Annotated in this window: 12 protein-coding genes and 1 tRNA gene; 5 read left to right on the top strand and 8 right to left on the bottom strand. The window is 54.9% G+C overall.

The window, feature by feature from the left end; translation table 11 throughout:
• Nucleotides 1-10: 10 nt before the first annotated feature.
• Nucleotides 11-916, bottom strand: a complete 906-nt coding sequence (locus BUC32_RS08540) for an N-acetylmuramic acid 6-phosphate etherase (protein WP_073251623.1) — start codon at nucleotides 914-916, stop codon at nucleotides 11-13.
• Between the two features lie 154 nt (nucleotides 917-1,070).
• On the opposite strand from BUC32_RS08540, the gene BUC32_RS08535 reads away from it, so the two are divergent.
• From BUC32_RS08535 to nagA, 4 genes are read left to right on the top strand one after another with little or no spacing between them, the layout of a single operon-like run.
• Nucleotides 1,071-1,967, top strand: a complete 897-nt coding sequence (locus BUC32_RS08535; RefSeq protein ID WP_073251621.1) for a BadF/BadG/BcrA/BcrD ATPase family protein — start codon at nucleotides 1,071-1,073, stop codon at nucleotides 1,965-1,967.
• Nucleotides 1,964-2,722, top strand: a complete 759-nt coding sequence (locus BUC32_RS08530) for a GntR family transcriptional regulator (RefSeq protein ID WP_073251619.1) — start codon at nucleotides 1,964-1,966, stop codon at nucleotides 2,720-2,722. The genes BUC32_RS08535 and BUC32_RS08530 overlap by 4 nt, the downstream gene beginning before the upstream one ends.
• Nucleotides 2,723-2,731: 9 nt before the next feature.
• Complete coding sequence (locus BUC32_RS08525) at nucleotides 2,732-3,763, top strand: SIS domain-containing protein (protein WP_073251617.1); 1,032 nt, start codon at nucleotides 2,732-2,734, stop codon at nucleotides 3,761-3,763.
• Nucleotides 3,760-4,899 (top strand): N-acetylglucosamine-6-phosphate deacetylase, encoded by a 1,140-nt coding sequence (nagA, locus tag BUC32_RS08520; RefSeq protein ID WP_073251616.1) that lies wholly within the window; start codon nucleotides 3,760-3,762, stop codon nucleotides 4,897-4,899. Before BUC32_RS08525 ends, nagA begins: the two co-directional genes overlap by 4 nt.
• A gap of 256 nt (nucleotides 4,900-5,155) precedes the next feature.
• Here the strand turns inward: nagA and BUC32_RS08515 are convergent, their stop codons facing one another.
• Nucleotides 5,156-5,674, bottom strand: coding sequence for an alkylphosphonate utilization protein (locus BUC32_RS08515; RefSeq protein ID WP_073251614.1), 519 nt, complete (start codon nucleotides 5,672-5,674; stop codon nucleotides 5,156-5,158).
• 137 nt (nucleotides 5,675-5,811) lie between these two features.
• On the opposite strand from BUC32_RS08515, the gene BUC32_RS08510 reads away from it, so the two are divergent.
• On the top strand, nucleotides 5,812-6,930 hold the full coding sequence (locus BUC32_RS08510) for a glycerate kinase type-2 family protein (protein ID WP_073251612.1): 1,119 nt from the start codon (nucleotides 5,812-5,814) through the stop codon (nucleotides 6,928-6,930).
• Here the strand turns inward: BUC32_RS08510 and glpK are convergent.
• The 6 genes from glpK to BUC32_RS08480 all read right to left on the bottom strand — a co-directional run bounded on the left by glpK (nucleotide 6,927) and on the right by BUC32_RS08480 (nucleotide 14,895).
• A complete protein-coding gene (glpK, locus tag BUC32_RS08505) occupies nucleotides 6,927-8,411 on the bottom strand; it encodes a glycerol kinase GlpK (RefSeq protein ID WP_073251821.1) in 1,485 nt (494 codons plus the stop codon). The genes BUC32_RS08510 and glpK overlap by 4 nt on opposite strands.
• A gap of 60 nt (nucleotides 8,412-8,471) precedes the next feature.
• Nucleotides 8,472-10,031 carry a glycerol-3-phosphate dehydrogenase gene (gene glpD / locus BUC32_RS08500; protein ID WP_073251819.1) on the bottom strand — a complete coding sequence of 520 codons (1,560 nt, stop codon included), beginning with the start codon at nucleotides 10,029-10,031 and terminating at the stop codon, nucleotides 8,472-8,474.
• A 122-nt stretch (nucleotides 10,032-10,153) separates the two neighbouring features.
• Nucleotides 10,154-12,037 (bottom strand): acyl-CoA synthetase, encoded by a 1,884-nt coding sequence (locus tag BUC32_RS08495; protein WP_073251610.1) that lies wholly within the window; start codon nucleotides 12,035-12,037, stop codon nucleotides 10,154-10,156.
• Between the two features lie 239 nt (nucleotides 12,038-12,276).
• A complete protein-coding gene (gene lysM, locus BUC32_RS08490) occupies nucleotides 12,277-12,699 on the bottom strand; it encodes a peptidoglycan-binding protein LysM (protein WP_073251608.1) in 423 nt (140 codons plus the stop codon).
• Nucleotides 12,700-12,763: 64 nt separating this feature from the next.
• Nucleotides 12,764-14,563: an ABC transporter transmembrane domain-containing protein gene (locus BUC32_RS08485; protein ID WP_073251606.1), complete on the bottom strand. Its 1,800-nt coding sequence runs from the start codon at nucleotides 14,561-14,563 to the stop codon at nucleotides 12,764-12,766.
• 257 nt (nucleotides 14,564-14,820) lie between these two features.
• Nucleotides 14,821-14,895: transfer RNA gene (locus BUC32_RS08480), tRNA-Gly, on the bottom strand.
• Between the last annotated feature and the right edge of the window lie 55 nt (nucleotides 14,896-14,950).

Below are 14,950 nucleotides of genomic sequence, written 5' to 3'. Positions count from 1 at the left end.
TGTCTTCTCCCTAGGTAAACGTGTTTGTTTTGCGTGGTGAAAGTGAATTAAGGCAATCGCCAAGTTGGCCATTGCTTTGTTCAAGTAAGCTGGCCGCCTCTTCGGGGGTGCATCCGACTGCGACAAGAATGGCAGGTTTGACGCGCCCACCCGTTTGCTTGATGGCGGCCTCTGCAGCGTCGGCAGAAACATCTGCAATACGGACCACCATGCCGACGGCCCGCCGCACAAGCTTGGCGTTGTCGGCAATAACGTTGACCATCTCGCCACGGTAGACATGGCCAAGTTCGATCCCCATGAGTGTGGACATCAGGTTTAGGGCTGCCTTCTGTGCCGTTCCGGCACCCAGTCGGGTCGACCCGGCAATAACTTCAGGAGGTGTCGCGATGCAAACAGCCTCGTCTGCCATCGCTAACAAAGGTGTGCCCGGATTGTTCGCAATCCCGATCACACTGGTCCCCTTGCCCTGAGCGGCACGAGCTATGGCCAGCGCGAACGGCGTCGTGCCGCTGGCTGTCAGCACGATGACGACATCACCTTCGTGAATGCCTTTGGCAAGCTGGGCGGCCGCCCTATCGTCATCTTCTGTATCACCCGGCATATTTGCGTCGACAGGCACACCACCGGCCATATGAATACGGAGTTTATCGGACTCGATACCAAAAGTGCCACGCAACTCACTGACATCAGCAAGCGCCATCAGACCAGAGCTTCCTGCAGCCGCATAGTGAAGGCGATGGCCTTCACGAATGGCCGCCGCCATTTTCAGCGCGCATTTCGCAATCGCCGCAATAGCGGGCCGGACCGCATCAATCGCATCCACCTGACCATCCAGCAGGAAAGCCGCCGCCCCAAGCGTTGACCGCGCATCTATATGCGGCCCCGGTGATACTGTTTCGGTTCGTGGCAGTGGCATTCGAATCCCCTCGCTCAACATACAATACCTTTACAATACCTTTTGTCTACCATTTTGTGTTTGGGGGAGTAATTGCTGAAATGAAAGACCAATACAGTCCAACAATACAGGCATAGGTATGGCTTTTACCAAATAGGTATTGTAAAGGTACTATATGATTGATTCACCACACACCCTACTAATTGGCGTTGATGGCGGCGGCACAGGTTGTCGCGCGGCTGTTGGCACGCCGACAGACGGGGTGTTGGCAAAGTCAGAAGGTGGCCGCGCCAACGTGGCCTCAGACCCGGAGCTTGCTATCAAGAATATTATCGATGCAGTCACGGCAGCCGCCGCCAAATGCGGACTTACAGCTAAACAGCTAAAGACCGCCACGGCGCATCTTGGTCTGGCCGGGGTAATGACAGCACAAGATGCCCACATGGTGGCATCAGCCGTCCCCTATGGCAATGTCACGGTCTCAGACGACCGCCCGACAGCCTTAAACGGTGCGCTTGGTTGGCAGGACGGGTTCTTGCTATCGGTGGGAACGGGTACAATTGCAGCCGCTTGTACGGACGGAGTTTACCGCAGTGTCGGTGGTTGGGGGTTTCATGTTGGCGATCAGGCCTCTGGTTCGTGGCTCGGTCAGGAAAGCCTGCGTCACGTGCTGCTCTGCCATGATGGGCTAGCGCTGCACAGTGATTTGACACGCGCCCTTTTAGCAAAATTCCAAAATGACCCAAATGAGATTGTGGCATTCAGCATGTCAGCCAAGCCGGGTGATTACGGCACATTCGCGCCCGATGTTGTTGAAAGTGCCCGCGCCAATGACTTGGTAGGTCAAAAAATCATAGGCTCAGGGGTTGAGTATCTGAGGAAATGCTTGAATGCGTTGGGGTTCAAGGCAGGCGATGCGCTGTGCTTAACGGGTGGCGTTGGACCACATTACGCAAACTACCTGCCTTCGGATATCACTGCGGGTCTGGTGGCGTGCAAAGGAAATGCCCTAGACGGCGCCTTCAACTTTGCCAGGGCACATTTTGAGAAACATCCAGAGGCCCAGATATGAACATCGCAGAGTTTTTATCACCAGACAGATGGCTAAAATCAGATGGCGGGCCACGTTACATGCAGCTGCGCAAGCGGTTGACCGACGGCGTTGATCAGGGCTTGCTGAAGGCCGGTAGTTCGCTGCCACCTGAACGGGAAATTGCTTCCATCACAGAAATGTCTCGTGTCACCGTCCGCAAGGCCATTCAAGCGCTCGCCAAAGACGGAATCATTGTTCAAAAACAAGGGTCGGGATCTTTCGTCGCGTCAGATACCCCACAAATCGAGCAATCCCTTTCACGTCTCACGTCTTTCAGCGAGGACATGGCGCGCCGAGGCATGTCCTCGTCGAGCGTTTGGCTGGAACGCGGTATCTTTATGCCATCTCCAGACGAAGTGTTGGCGCTTGCTTTGACTCCTGATGCCTCTGTTTCCCGGATCGCAAGGCTTCGAACTGCCGACAACAAACCGATGGCGGTAGAGCGCGCATCCCTGTCTACCCAGATGCTGCCAAATCCATTGGAAGTTGAAACATCGCTCTACGCTGTGTTGGAAGAATCCGGGCTGAGGCCACATCGCGCGCTTCAAAAAATATCAGCAATCAACCTTAGCGAAAATGAAGCAAATCTGCTGGATGTGCCAGTTGGGACAGCTGGTTTGCGCATCGAGCGTACGTCTTATCTTCCTGACGGCCGTGTCGTCGAATTTACCCAATCCATCTATCGTGGCGACGCCTACAACTTTGTAGCCGAACTTCGCCTTGCCAAAGAGTAGGCCAAAATTATGACCGCCGCCCAAACCCAAATGCGCACGGAAGTGCTGGAAATTCCCGTAGCGGCTGAACGCTTACTTGCAAACGGCGGCGATGCCATACAGCGCGCAGCCGACGCGGTACGAGCCCGGGATCCGCAGTTTTTGGTGAGTGTTGCGCGAGGATCATCAGATCACGTCGCAACGTACCTGAAATATGCATCCGAACTCCTGCTGGGCACGCCGCTTGCATCAATCGGCCCCTCGATAGCTTCGATCTACGGACGCAAGCTACGGCTGGACGGGAGCGTGTGCCTGTCTGTCTCGCAATCAGGCAAAAGCCCAGATATCGTCGAAATGGCACGAACGGCGCGCGAAAGTGGCGCGCTGTCCATCGCGATGACGAACCAACCTGAGAGCCCACTGGCACAGGTGGCTGACCATACGCTCAATCTACACGCCGGGCCGGAACTCAGCGTCGCCGCTACCAAGACGTTTGTGAACTCGACAATTGCAGGAATTTGGCTTCTGGCTGAATGCGCCGAAGATATGGCTTTGCAAAGTGCGATTGCGGATTTGCCTTCGAAGCTGGAACAGGCCGTACAGCTAGATTGGCCTGAGGCGCGCGCGGCCCTAGCTGGCCGTAATTCGATATTCTGTCTGGGCCGCGGACCGGCCTATGCCATCTCAAATGAAGCCGCGTTGAAATTCAAGGAAACGTGCCAGATCCACGCAGAGTCTTACTCCTCCGCAGAGGTCCTTCATGGTCCTATCTCTATCGTGGATGGGGGGTTTCCTGTGATCGGCCTTGCTGCGCAGGACGAAGCTGAAAGCGCACTGGCCAGCGTTGCAGATGATATCGCGGCCAAGGGTGCAGCCGTCTTTGCCACAAGCGAAAAACTCGATCGTGCGACCCAGTTGAAAACAATCCGCACCGGTCATGCATTGACGGATCCGATTAGTTTGATTGCGAGCTTTTATGCCATGGTGGAAAAGGTCGCAGCATCGCGCGGAATTAATCCGGACGCCCCTCGTCACCTGAAAAAAGTGACCGAAACAGTATGAGCAAGGTTGCAAAGGCCTATGTCGGCGCGCGAATCCACGATGGTGTCAGATTTCATGATGACCACGCTCTGGTTATTTACACTGATGGTTCACGCGACCTGATCGCCCGCAGTGAGTTATCCAACGACAACCAAATAAAAACTTTGCCGGGTGGCATCATCTTGCCGGGTTATGTGGATTTGCAGGTGAATGGTGGTGGTGGAGTGATGTTCAATGACGATCAGTCCGTCGATGCCCTGCGCACCATTGCAAAAGCACATGCCTCGATCGGAACTGCGGCGCTTTTGCCGACACTGATCACTGACACTCCAGACCGAACCAAAGCCGCAATCCGCGCGGTAGAACAAGCCATTGCCGCGCAGGTTGCAGGCATCGCAGGGATCCATTTGGAAGGGCCGCACTTGTCAATAGCCCGAAAGGGTGCCCATGATCCGGGCTTGATCCGTCGGATGACGGAAACCGATCTGGCGATTGTTTTGGATGCGGCAAACCGCTTGCCGAACGTGATGATGACCGTTGCGCCAGAAAACACTACAAATTCACAAATCCGCACAATGACGGACGCTGGTGTCATCGTCTCTCTTGGTCATACCGATGCTGATTTCGAAACCTGCATGGCTGCTTTTGATGCCGGCGCGCTCTGCGTGACGCATTTGTTCAATGCAATGAGCCAACTTGGCAATCGCGAGCCCGGGCTTGTTGGCGCGACCCTCGCGCGGGGAAACATCTACGCGGGATTGATTGCTGATGCGATCCATGTTCATCCCACAGTGATCCGCATTGCGCTCGCTGCCGCTGAGAACAACGAGAGGATCATGCTTGTGACCGACGCTATGGCAACGGCCGGATCGCGGATTGACGGGTTTGTCCTCAATGGCCGACACGTGATCAGAAAAGATCAACGGTTGACCTTGCAAGACGGAACACTGGCCGGCGCCGACCTTGAGATGACCCGGGCACTGTCAACAATGGTGAACAAAGCCGGCGACGGGCTGTCGTGCGCCATTCGCCGTGCCACAGCAACACCTCTCTCACTGCTAAAAGGTTTTCAGCATGGCAGCCCACTTCTTGATAGCGGGCTATTTGTGAATCATTTACCAGATGACCTGTCCACCTTCACGCGGCTCGGCACATGAAATAAGATCTAGGTTAACCCACACCACACGTTGAGCGGCCCTGAATAATCGGGGCGTTTCCACCCACTCTTGAGATGGTGAATGTGAATGCAACTGACGATAACTGCGCCCAAAGATACCCAATTCGCGCGCGCGTACTTCAGCATCTGCGTGTGTGAAACGAAAGTCTAGGATTGGAGACAAATCACGCGGCAACTGCACAAAATCGCCTCCACCCCGCAAAGCAGCATGCCAGCTCCGCGATCTTTCCCTTCAATTACGATTTCTTTACAAACTTAGTCAGGATCACGATGCGTTGACCTTCAACGCGACCTTCGATGTGCTCGGCATTGTCCTGAACCAGCCCGATATTGCGAACGGGTGTCCCGCGTTTGGCAGTGAAACCTGCGCCTTTGACAAGTAGATCTTTGATCAGTACCACATTGTCACCTTGGGACAGAACTGCGCCATTGCTGTCGCGATGTTCGACTGTGCCCGCATCGGTCATTCCGGCTTCGGCCCAGGCTTTTACGTCGTCTTCCAGATAGGCGATATCCAGCAGATCGCGCGCCCAAGGAGCTTCGGTCAGGGCATTCAACACTCGGTAAGCCACAACCTGAACCGCCGCTTCGGTTGACCAGATGGCGCCGTGCAGGCACTGCCAATGGGGCGCATCCTTAGGGCCATTTTCCACACCTTCCAGACAGATTGCACAGACAGCGATCTCATCTGTTTTGGGTGCTACAACATGAGTGTCGGAGGCATCAGCACTGCACAGTACACAAGGAGCGGCCATGAGAAGTTCCTTTCGGGTTAAGATGCTTATGACCTTTTACATTGATCGGGTCCAGACCGGTTACAGCCCCTGATTTTTCTGGAATCCCTTCGCCATTTGCGCGACTGTACTGAGCAGCGCGCGAGGAGAGCACGGTGATGGACACTAACGCCCAAGAAATAGTCAAAAGTATTTGGTGGCATGGTGTGCGGGCTGTGCAGGGAAGCAAAGCTGTTGAGACGGCTTTGCGCAAACATCAGGTCGCGCGTCCGGATCAGATAATCGCTGTTGGCAAGGCTGCCTCGGCCATGCTTGCCGGGGCGCAAGCCGTCTTTGGACCTGACAGCCCTGCCCTTGTCGTCACGAAATATGGGCACAGCCAAGCATTACCAGGGCCTGTACGCGTGATCGAAGCGGCCCACCCTGTGCCGGATGAAAACACGCTGGTAGCCGGAGTGGAAATGTTGAAAACCGTGCAACATCAACCTGAAAATGCACACCTTCTGTTTTTGGTCTCAGGAGGAGCTTCGTCATTGGTGGAACTGCCCGAGGTGGGAAAATCACTTCATGCTCTGCAGTCCGAGAATGCCCATTTGCTTTCAGAAGGGCTCGACATTCACGCCATGAACGCCCGTCGCAAGGAGCTGTCCCAAATCAAAGGGGGCAAATTGCTATCCCATTTTCAGGGTGAATTGGTGACCACCCTTGCCATCTCGGACGTGGAAGGTGACAGCCTGTCAGTGATCGGATCAGGTATTGGACAGGCACCTGAGTATCACCGGTTTTCCTTTGATCCCTTCATCGTGGCCTCAAATGCAATTGCCCGCTCAGCCTGTGCGAACCACTCTGCAAAGCTGGGGCTTGGTGTGATGACCAACTCCGAAAGTCTGTATTCTGATGTTTTCGAATTGGCGGCACAAATAGGTCCCATTTTGCGTAAAGCGCCTCCTGGGGTGCATATCTGGGGTGGTGAGCCAACCATTGTTCTGCCACCAGACCCCGGTCAGGGAGGGCGCAATCAGGCGCTGGCGCTGGCGTTGGCGGAACAGATATCTGGCACCTTTGGTCTGGATATACTGGTCGCGGGGACCGATGGCACCGATGGGCCAACAGACGCTGCCGGAGCGTTTGTAAACGGCGCGACTTGGACCGAAGAAGCCAAACGGTTCCAACGTCTGGCCGATAGTGGTCACTTTCTTGAAGAGCGCGGTGCCTTGTTCAAGTCAGGGCCGACAGGCACCAATGTTATGGACCTTTTAATCGCTCTTAAGTCCTAAACAGCCAAAGTGGCCTGGACGGCGCGCTTCCAGGCGGCATAGCGCGATGCGCGAGAAGTTTCTTCCATAGCAGGTTCGAACCTGCGCTCCAGCGCCCAAGATTTTGAAAACGAATCTTTTTCCGGATAAATACCAGCACGCATTCCCGCCAACCAGGCGGCACCCACTGCGGTGCTCTCCAAAACCTCTGGTCGATCAACAGGCGCGCCAATGATATCGCTCAGGAATTGCATAGTCCAGTCGCTGGCCGTCATGCCGCCATCAACCCGCAGCACTGTATCGCTGGAGGTTCCCCAATCAGCCTGCATCGCCTCTATCAGGTCGCGGGTCTGAAACCCGACACTTTCCAATGCCGCGCGGGACATTTCCGCAGAACCAGAATTGCGCGTCAGCCCAAAGATCGCGCCCCGGCAATCGGGGGCCCAATAGGGTGCGCCAAGACCCGTAAACGCAGGAACAAGGATCAGGTCTTGCGAGGGATCTGCACTTGCGGCCAATGCCTGAGTGTCCTCTGCCGAAGAGATGATCTGCAACCCGTCTCGTAGCCATTGCACCACGGCGCCCGCGATAAAGATTGCACCTTCAAGGGCATAGGTGGGCTGCCCCTCGAACTGATAGGCCACAGTGGTCAGCAGGCGGTTGTTTGATGTAACTGCGGTCGACCCCGTATTGAGCAAAGCAAAACAACCCGTCCCATAGGTGGATTTCATCATGCCGGGCGCAAAACATGCCTGCCCGATCGTGGCGGCCTGCTGATCTCCTGCGACACCAAGAATGGGAATAGCCCCACCCAAATGATCTGGTCTGGTTGCGCCAAAATCTGCAGCACAGTCTTTGACCTCTGGCAGCATGGTTATGGGCACATCCAGCAAGTCACATAAGGTGTCGCTCCATGCCCCTTGATGAATATCATACAGCAATGTGCGTGACGCATTGGTCGCATCCGTCGCATGTACGGTGCCTCCGGTCAGCCGCCAGATTAGGAAGCTGTCGATGGTTCCAAACAGCAAATTGCCCGCCATAGCGCGGTTACGTGCGCCTTCAACATTGTCCAAAATCCATTTGATCTTGGTGCCGGAAAAATATGGGTCCAACAGAAGGCCGGTCCGTGCCGTGACTTCAGCTTCATGGCCTTTGTCTTTGAGATCCCGACAAAAATCCGACGTTCGGCGATCTTGCCATACGATGGCATTGTAGATGCATTCTCCGGTGTGGCGATCCCAGACGACGGTGGTTTCCCGCTGGTTCGTGATCCCTATGCCAGCAATATTACTGGCATTTACGTTCGCTTTTACCATTGCCTTGCGGCAGGTCGTCAGGACCGTCGTCCAGATATCCTCGGGATCATGTTCCACCCAGCCTGAAGCCGGGAAATGCTGAGGAAACTCTTGCTGTGCTGTTGCGGCGATCTTCATCCCGGAATCGAACAGTATGGCCCGGGAAGAAGTGGTGCCCTGATCAATCGCAAGAATATAGGTCATATCGGTATCCGAGTTGCCACGTGTGGTCGTCAGCTTGCCCCGATTCCCCTGCGCCGCCAATCAGTTTTGCTCTGAAAACCAATTCTCTACGGCCGCGCGCTGCTGTGCATCCAAACGCAGCCCCAGCTTTGTGCGACGCCACAACGCGTCTTCACCGCAGGTCGCGAATTCTTGGGTCTTCATCCAGCGCAGCTCAGCCTCGCTGAGCGTGGCCCCGAAATCCTGCCCCAAGTCGCTTGAGGCTTTGGCGTCCCCCAGAAGCAGGCGCGCATCGGTGCCATAAGTACGCATCAATCTTGCCGCCCAATATTCTGACAAGAATGGATAGTTTTGCATCAAACGCGCCGTTAAAGCGGGCTTTTCAGAAACGGCAAAATCCCCCCCTGGCAAAGGCACAGCCGCGGTCCAGTTCCCTTTGGCCTCAGGGAAAAACAGTGCGAGTTTCGCAAGTGCGGCCTCCGCCAAACGGCGATATGTGGTGATCTTGCCGCCAAATACATTCAACAAAGGCGCGCCGGTCTGATCCAACGTCAGAACATAATCCCGCGTAGCAGCTGTCGCAGAACTCGCCCCGTCATCGTAAAGTGGACGCACCCCGGAATAAGTCCAGGCAATGTCTTCGGTACGAATCGAAACGTCGAAATATTGTGCTGCAAAGGCGATCAGATAGTCACGCTCTTCATCTGTGCAAACAGGCGGCGTGTTCGGCGTATCATGCGTTTCGTCCGTGGTGCCAATCAATGTGAAATCATCTTCGTAGGGTATCGCAAAAATGATGCGCCCGTCTGACCCTTGCAGGAAATAGGCACGGTCATGGTCAAAGAGACGCGGCAGAATGATATGGCTCCCCCGCACAAGGGTCACGTTTTCGCGGCTATCTGTCTGGATCACTTCATCGACAATGCGGCTTACCCACGGGCCCCCTGCGTTCACCAAGGCCCGTGCTTTGACCTTTCGCACCCCTGCCCCATCACGCAGGGTGATTTGCCACAGATCACCTACCCGTTTGGCAAACGTCACTTCGGTTTGAACCAGAACCGTCGCGCCACGCGTTGCAGCATCACGGGCGTTCAGGACGACAAGACGAGCGTCATCCACCCAACAATCCGAGTATTCGTAAGCGCGCTGCATTTCAGGCTTTAGCGCCGCACCCGCGGGATCGTGACCAAGATCCAGCGCCCGGGTGCCCGGCAAAATCTCGCGCCCTCCCATGTGGTCATAGAGAAACAACCCCAACCGGATCAGCCAGGCCGGGCGTTTGCCCCGCATCCACGGCATGACCCATGTCAAAAGCCGCGACGTAGGTGTGTCCCCTTCAAACCGCATCTCAGGGTGCAAGGGCAACACAAACCGCATCGGCCAGCTGATATGCGGCATCGCCCGCAAAAGCACCTCTCGTTCTGTCAGACCTTCTCGGACCAGACGAAATTTGAAGTACTCCAGATACCGCAGCCCACCGTGAAACAGCTTGGTAGATCCAGACGATGTCGCCGAGGCCAGATCACCCTTTTCCGCCAGCATCACCGACAGGCCACGGCCCGCAGCATCACGGGCAATACCTGTTCCGTTCACACCACCGCCGATCACAAATAGATCGACCGTATTGTCTGGTTCAACCATGGATGCGGTCCTTTTATCCTTCTCACTCGCTAGCCCTGTTTCGGCGCGTTGAAAAGCTCCAAAAGAAAACCGGACGGCAGGTTGCCCCGCCATCCGGAAAATTTCGGCGTTTGGTGTTTGGCTTACTCAGACCATTCCCAAGGGCGTACAAAGGCCCCCAAGACTTTGCCGACTTCCTCATCCGACGCATCACCGTTGTTGGCCAATTGCGCGACAAGGCCGCGTTTTTTGTCGTCCAGAACACTTGTCACCCGCGCAGGCACGCCCTCTTTTTCCAAGGCCGCATTGTAAATACGTGTGATCGCAGATTTGCGCAGGTCAGGCTTAAAGATTTTGCCCACCGCCGTTTTCGGCAATTCCGACATCACCTCAACGTGTTTGGGGTGTGCAGCGCGCTCATGCACATGGACTTTGGCGTGTTTGCGCAGTTCTTCAGCCGTCACTGTGCCACCTTCGACCAGCTCGACATAGACACATGGCACCTCACCCGCGTGAGCATCGGGCTGTCCGATGGCTCCGGCAAAGGCCACGTCTTTATGCGCCAACAGAGCTTCTTCGATCTCGGCGGGGTCAATGTTGTGACCGCCGCGAATGATCAAATCCTTGGCGCGGCCGGTGATCCACAAATAGCCGTCTTCGTCGATGCGGCCCAAATCGCCCGTACGCAGGTATTTATCGTGATGGAATAGGTCTTTGTTCTTTTCGGCCTCGGTATAGGTGTTGCCCGCAAAGACGCCCGGGTTGGACACGCAAATCTCTCCAACTTCATCTGCGGCACACTCTACCGGGCCTTCAACGGTGTTGATAAAGATGCGCACATCTGTATAGGGAAGTGGCAAGCCGACCGAGCCGACTTTCTTAGACCCTGTCGGCGGGTTGCAAGACACTAGGCAGGTCGCTTCGGTCAGGCCATAACCTTCGACCACATCGACGCCACAGACGCTCTCAAATCGTTTGAACAATTCCATCGGCATCGGCGCCGATCCAGAAAACGCGGTTTTTACGGTCGAGATGTCAGCGTCGACCTCGCGTTGCATCAAAGCAGATACTGCGGTCGGCACGGTGATGATGAAAGTGGTTTTCCAGCGCTCGATCAACTTCCAGAAGTTGTCGAACACACCATCGCCGCGGTACCCAGCAGGCGTTGGAAACACCACATGCGCGCCCGACGCAATCGCCGCCTGCATGATCACATGCACGGCAAACACGTGGAACAATGGCAGCGGACACATGATGCTGTCGGTTTCATCAAACAACAGCGTGTCGCCCAACCAGCCGTTGTAAATCATGCCAGAGTACAGGTGTTGCGCGACCTTGGGCTTCCCGGTGGTGCCACCCGTGTGGAAATAGGCCGCGACACGATCACCATCAGAATCCGCGAAATCAAGCGTGGTGTTTTGCTTTGCCATCTCGCGGTTAAAGTTTTTGACGTCGGCATGGTGATTGCCCGGATTTTTCGGACGGACCAGCGGCACAATCCAGCTTTTTGGGGGGGTGAGGTAGCGATTGAGGTCCACTTCAAGCACCGTATGGACATGCGGCGCGTGGCGCACAGCCTCGGCCACCTTTTGGGCCACGTCTGTTTTAGGGAAACCTTTGAGCGTCACAACAACTTTGGCGTCGGTTTCCCGAAGGATCGCACCGATTTGTTCTGGTTCCAAGAGCGGGTTTATTGGATTCGAGATACCCGCGATCATTCCCCCGAGCAGCGTATAAAGCGTTTCGTTACAGTTCGGCATGACAAAGGCAATTGTGTCCTTTTCCCCAACACCAAGGGACCGAAACAAATTGGCGGCTTGCACAACTTTGGCATGCAGCTCGCTCCAGGTGACGGTTTCGGCTTTGTCTGCTGGTCCCGACAACAACTGGTAGCTGGCCGCTGGACGATCTGGAAAGCGATCCTTGGTGTGCGTCAGAAACTGATACATCGTGGCCGCATTATTGCGTTTCTCCCACGGTTCTTCCTGTTCGATAGCCCGAAGTTCTGCGCCTGTTGAAAATGACATGAATGATCTCCTCCCCTAAACCTTGCGCCCGCACGCATCTGGTGCAGCCAAGATGGAGCTAAAAACACCAAGTCGCAAGCATTTGACCAGCACTCACCCAAGGTCAAGGCAAACAAAGACGTTGCGTTAGTTTTCACATGAGGTGTCAAATTTTCTAAAAATTTCGGTTTTGAGCAAATTTTTCTGGATAATCTGGATGGTTTGAGACCGGGAATAGCCCTACCCCCGGTCTCCATGACTTATGCGTCCTGCGGAATGCGCAGAACTTGACCAGGATATATTTTGTCCGGATGGCTCAGCATGGGACGGTTGGCTTCAAAAATCTCGGTGTAGCGATTACCTTTGCCCAAGGCTTTTTCCGCAACCGCCCAAAGCGTGTCGCCTTTTTCAACGGTGTGGAACTTGGGCTCGGGCCCGCTTGTGTCATCCTCAACGGCTGCAACACCTTCAACATTACCAACAGCCAGAATTACTTTTTCGCGCATTTCCTGGCTGACGGCATCACCGGTCACTTTGACTGTGTCGCCTTCAACGGAAATATCAAGACCGTCTGCATCCAGACCCAAATCAGCAACTTCTTGCTTCAGCGCATCGACATCCGGTGTGTCGCTGCCGCCAACCAAAGATTTGCCAGACCCTTTTAGGAAACTCCAAAAACCCATTTTTTCTCTCCCAGTTTAAGATGAGTAGAGAATGGTCAATGAACGGGGCATACTTAAGGGGAATTCAGAGCGAATTTGCCCCGTCAGTGAATTGCAGTTTGGCCAGTTTGGCATATAGGCCACCTTGGGCTACCAGATCATCATGCTTGCCTTGCGCCACAATGCGTCCGTCTTCCAAAACGACAATTCGGTCTGCTTTCTTAACGGTCGCCAGCCTATGGGCCACGATCAATGTTGTGCGCGTACGGGCCATTTCCTCGACCGCTTGCTGCACAAGGCGTTCGCTTTCGGCGTCCAATGCGCTCGTGGCCTCGTCCAGCAACAATACAGGCGCATCACGCAAGATGGCACGAGCAATTGCGATCCGCTGTTTTTGCCCCCCCGACAGCATCACACCACGCTCGCCGACAAAGGCGTCATAGCCGTCCGGCAAGGCCATAATGAAATCGTGAGCGGCTGCGGCACGTGCGGCGGCTTCAACCTCGGCATCGCTGGCATCGGGACGACCGAAGCGAATGTTTTCGCGGGCCGTATCAGCAAAAATGACGGCGTCCTGCGGAACCAGTGCCAGTTCCCGGCGGAAATCTTCACGTGCAAGATCATCGAGTGCCACACCGTCCAGCAATACACGACCCTTGTCTGGGTCATAGAAACGCTGAAGCAATTGAATTACTGTGGTTTTGCCAGCACCAGAAGGGCCGACAAATGCCACAGTTTCTCCGGGCTGTATCGTCAATGACACCTGATCCAAGGCCGAGATATTCGGGCGCGAAGGGTATGAGAACGACACATCTTCAAAAACGATCTCGCCTTTCACAGGAAGGGTCAGAGATTTGGGTTCAGGCTTGTCCTGCACGCTGTCATCAACCTGCAGCAGTTCGACCAGCCGTTCGGTTGCCCCAGCCGCGCGCTGTAGCTCACCCCAGATTTCCGACAGTGCGCCGACAGCGCCTGCAACTAAAACGGCGTAGATCACGAACTGGACCATTACACCCACGCTCATGCCCCCTGCCCGCACATCACGTGCGCCAATCCACAAGACACCCACAACACCGGTGAATATCAAAAAGATGACGATCATTGTCATCACTGCACGGGTGTTGATCCGACGTTTAGCGGCCGTCAGAGACAAATCCGTGACGTCCCCGAAGCTCTTTTGGGTTTGAGTTTCATGGGTAAAGGCCTGAACCGTCTGGACCGAAGTCAGCGCCTCGGATGCAGCACCGGAACTGGCTGCAATCCAATCTTGATTTTCGCGGCTGAGTTTGCGCAAACGCCGACCCAAAAGAAGAATTGGCACGATCACCATCGGAACGATCAACAACACCATCCCAGTCAACTTGGCCGATGTGAAAAGCATCAAAACCAAGCCGCCAAAGAACAACAAAACATTGCGCAAGGCCACCGAAACAGACGATCCAATCACCGATTGGATCACAGTGGTGTCGGTGGTGATCCGACTCAGCACTTCCCCGGTCATAACCTTTTCAAAAAATGCCGGGCTCATAGACAAAACCCGGTTAAAAACCGCTTTCCGGATATCCGCCACGACCACTTCACCAAGGCGTGTCACAAGCAGGTAGCGCAAGGCTGTTCCAACGGCGAGCAATGCCGCAAACCCAAGGGCTGCAACAAAATACTGATCCAGCAGAGCGTCACTTTCAGTGCCAAAATTATCGACCACACGGCGCACGGCCATCGGCAGGATCAATGATACTGTGGCGGTCAACGTCAACGCCATGCCCGCAAGCACCACCATCACGCGATACGGTGCCAGAAAAGGGCCAAGCCCACGCAGCGCTCCAACGCGCTTCGATTTCTCGCGTTCCGCCTCGGTCACGGGCGGTTTGGGTTGTCTGGCCATGTCTGTGTCATCCCCGGTTTAACGTGCAGCCGTTAGTGGCGTCGCGAAGGCGTGGGGTCAAGCCATGAGTCGCATGCAAGGCGACGGTTCTACTTGGAAATAGCCAATTTTTGGAAGATCTGGAGCGGGCGACGGGAATCGAACCCGTATCATCAGCTTGGAAGGCCAGCCATCAAAACGCAATTAATTTCAATATTTCAGATACTTAACCAAACCAGAAACAACTTTTTGCAGGTAATGTGTCGGAAATTATTTTATGGAGCGGGCGGCGGGAATCGAACCCGCATCTTCAGTTTGGAAAACTGAGGTCTTAACCATTACACAACGCCCGCTCAACTTTCACACTACTATTTGATTGATTTTTTGAGGTCAAGGCCCGCACTGAAG

Source organism: Shimia gijangensis, assembly GCF_900142085.1.
In the GTDB taxonomy this organism is placed as follows: Bacteria; Pseudomonadota; Alphaproteobacteria; order Rhodobacterales; family Rhodobacteraceae; genus Shimia; species Shimia gijangensis.
This window is presented reverse-complemented; position numbering and strand designations above follow the sequence as displayed.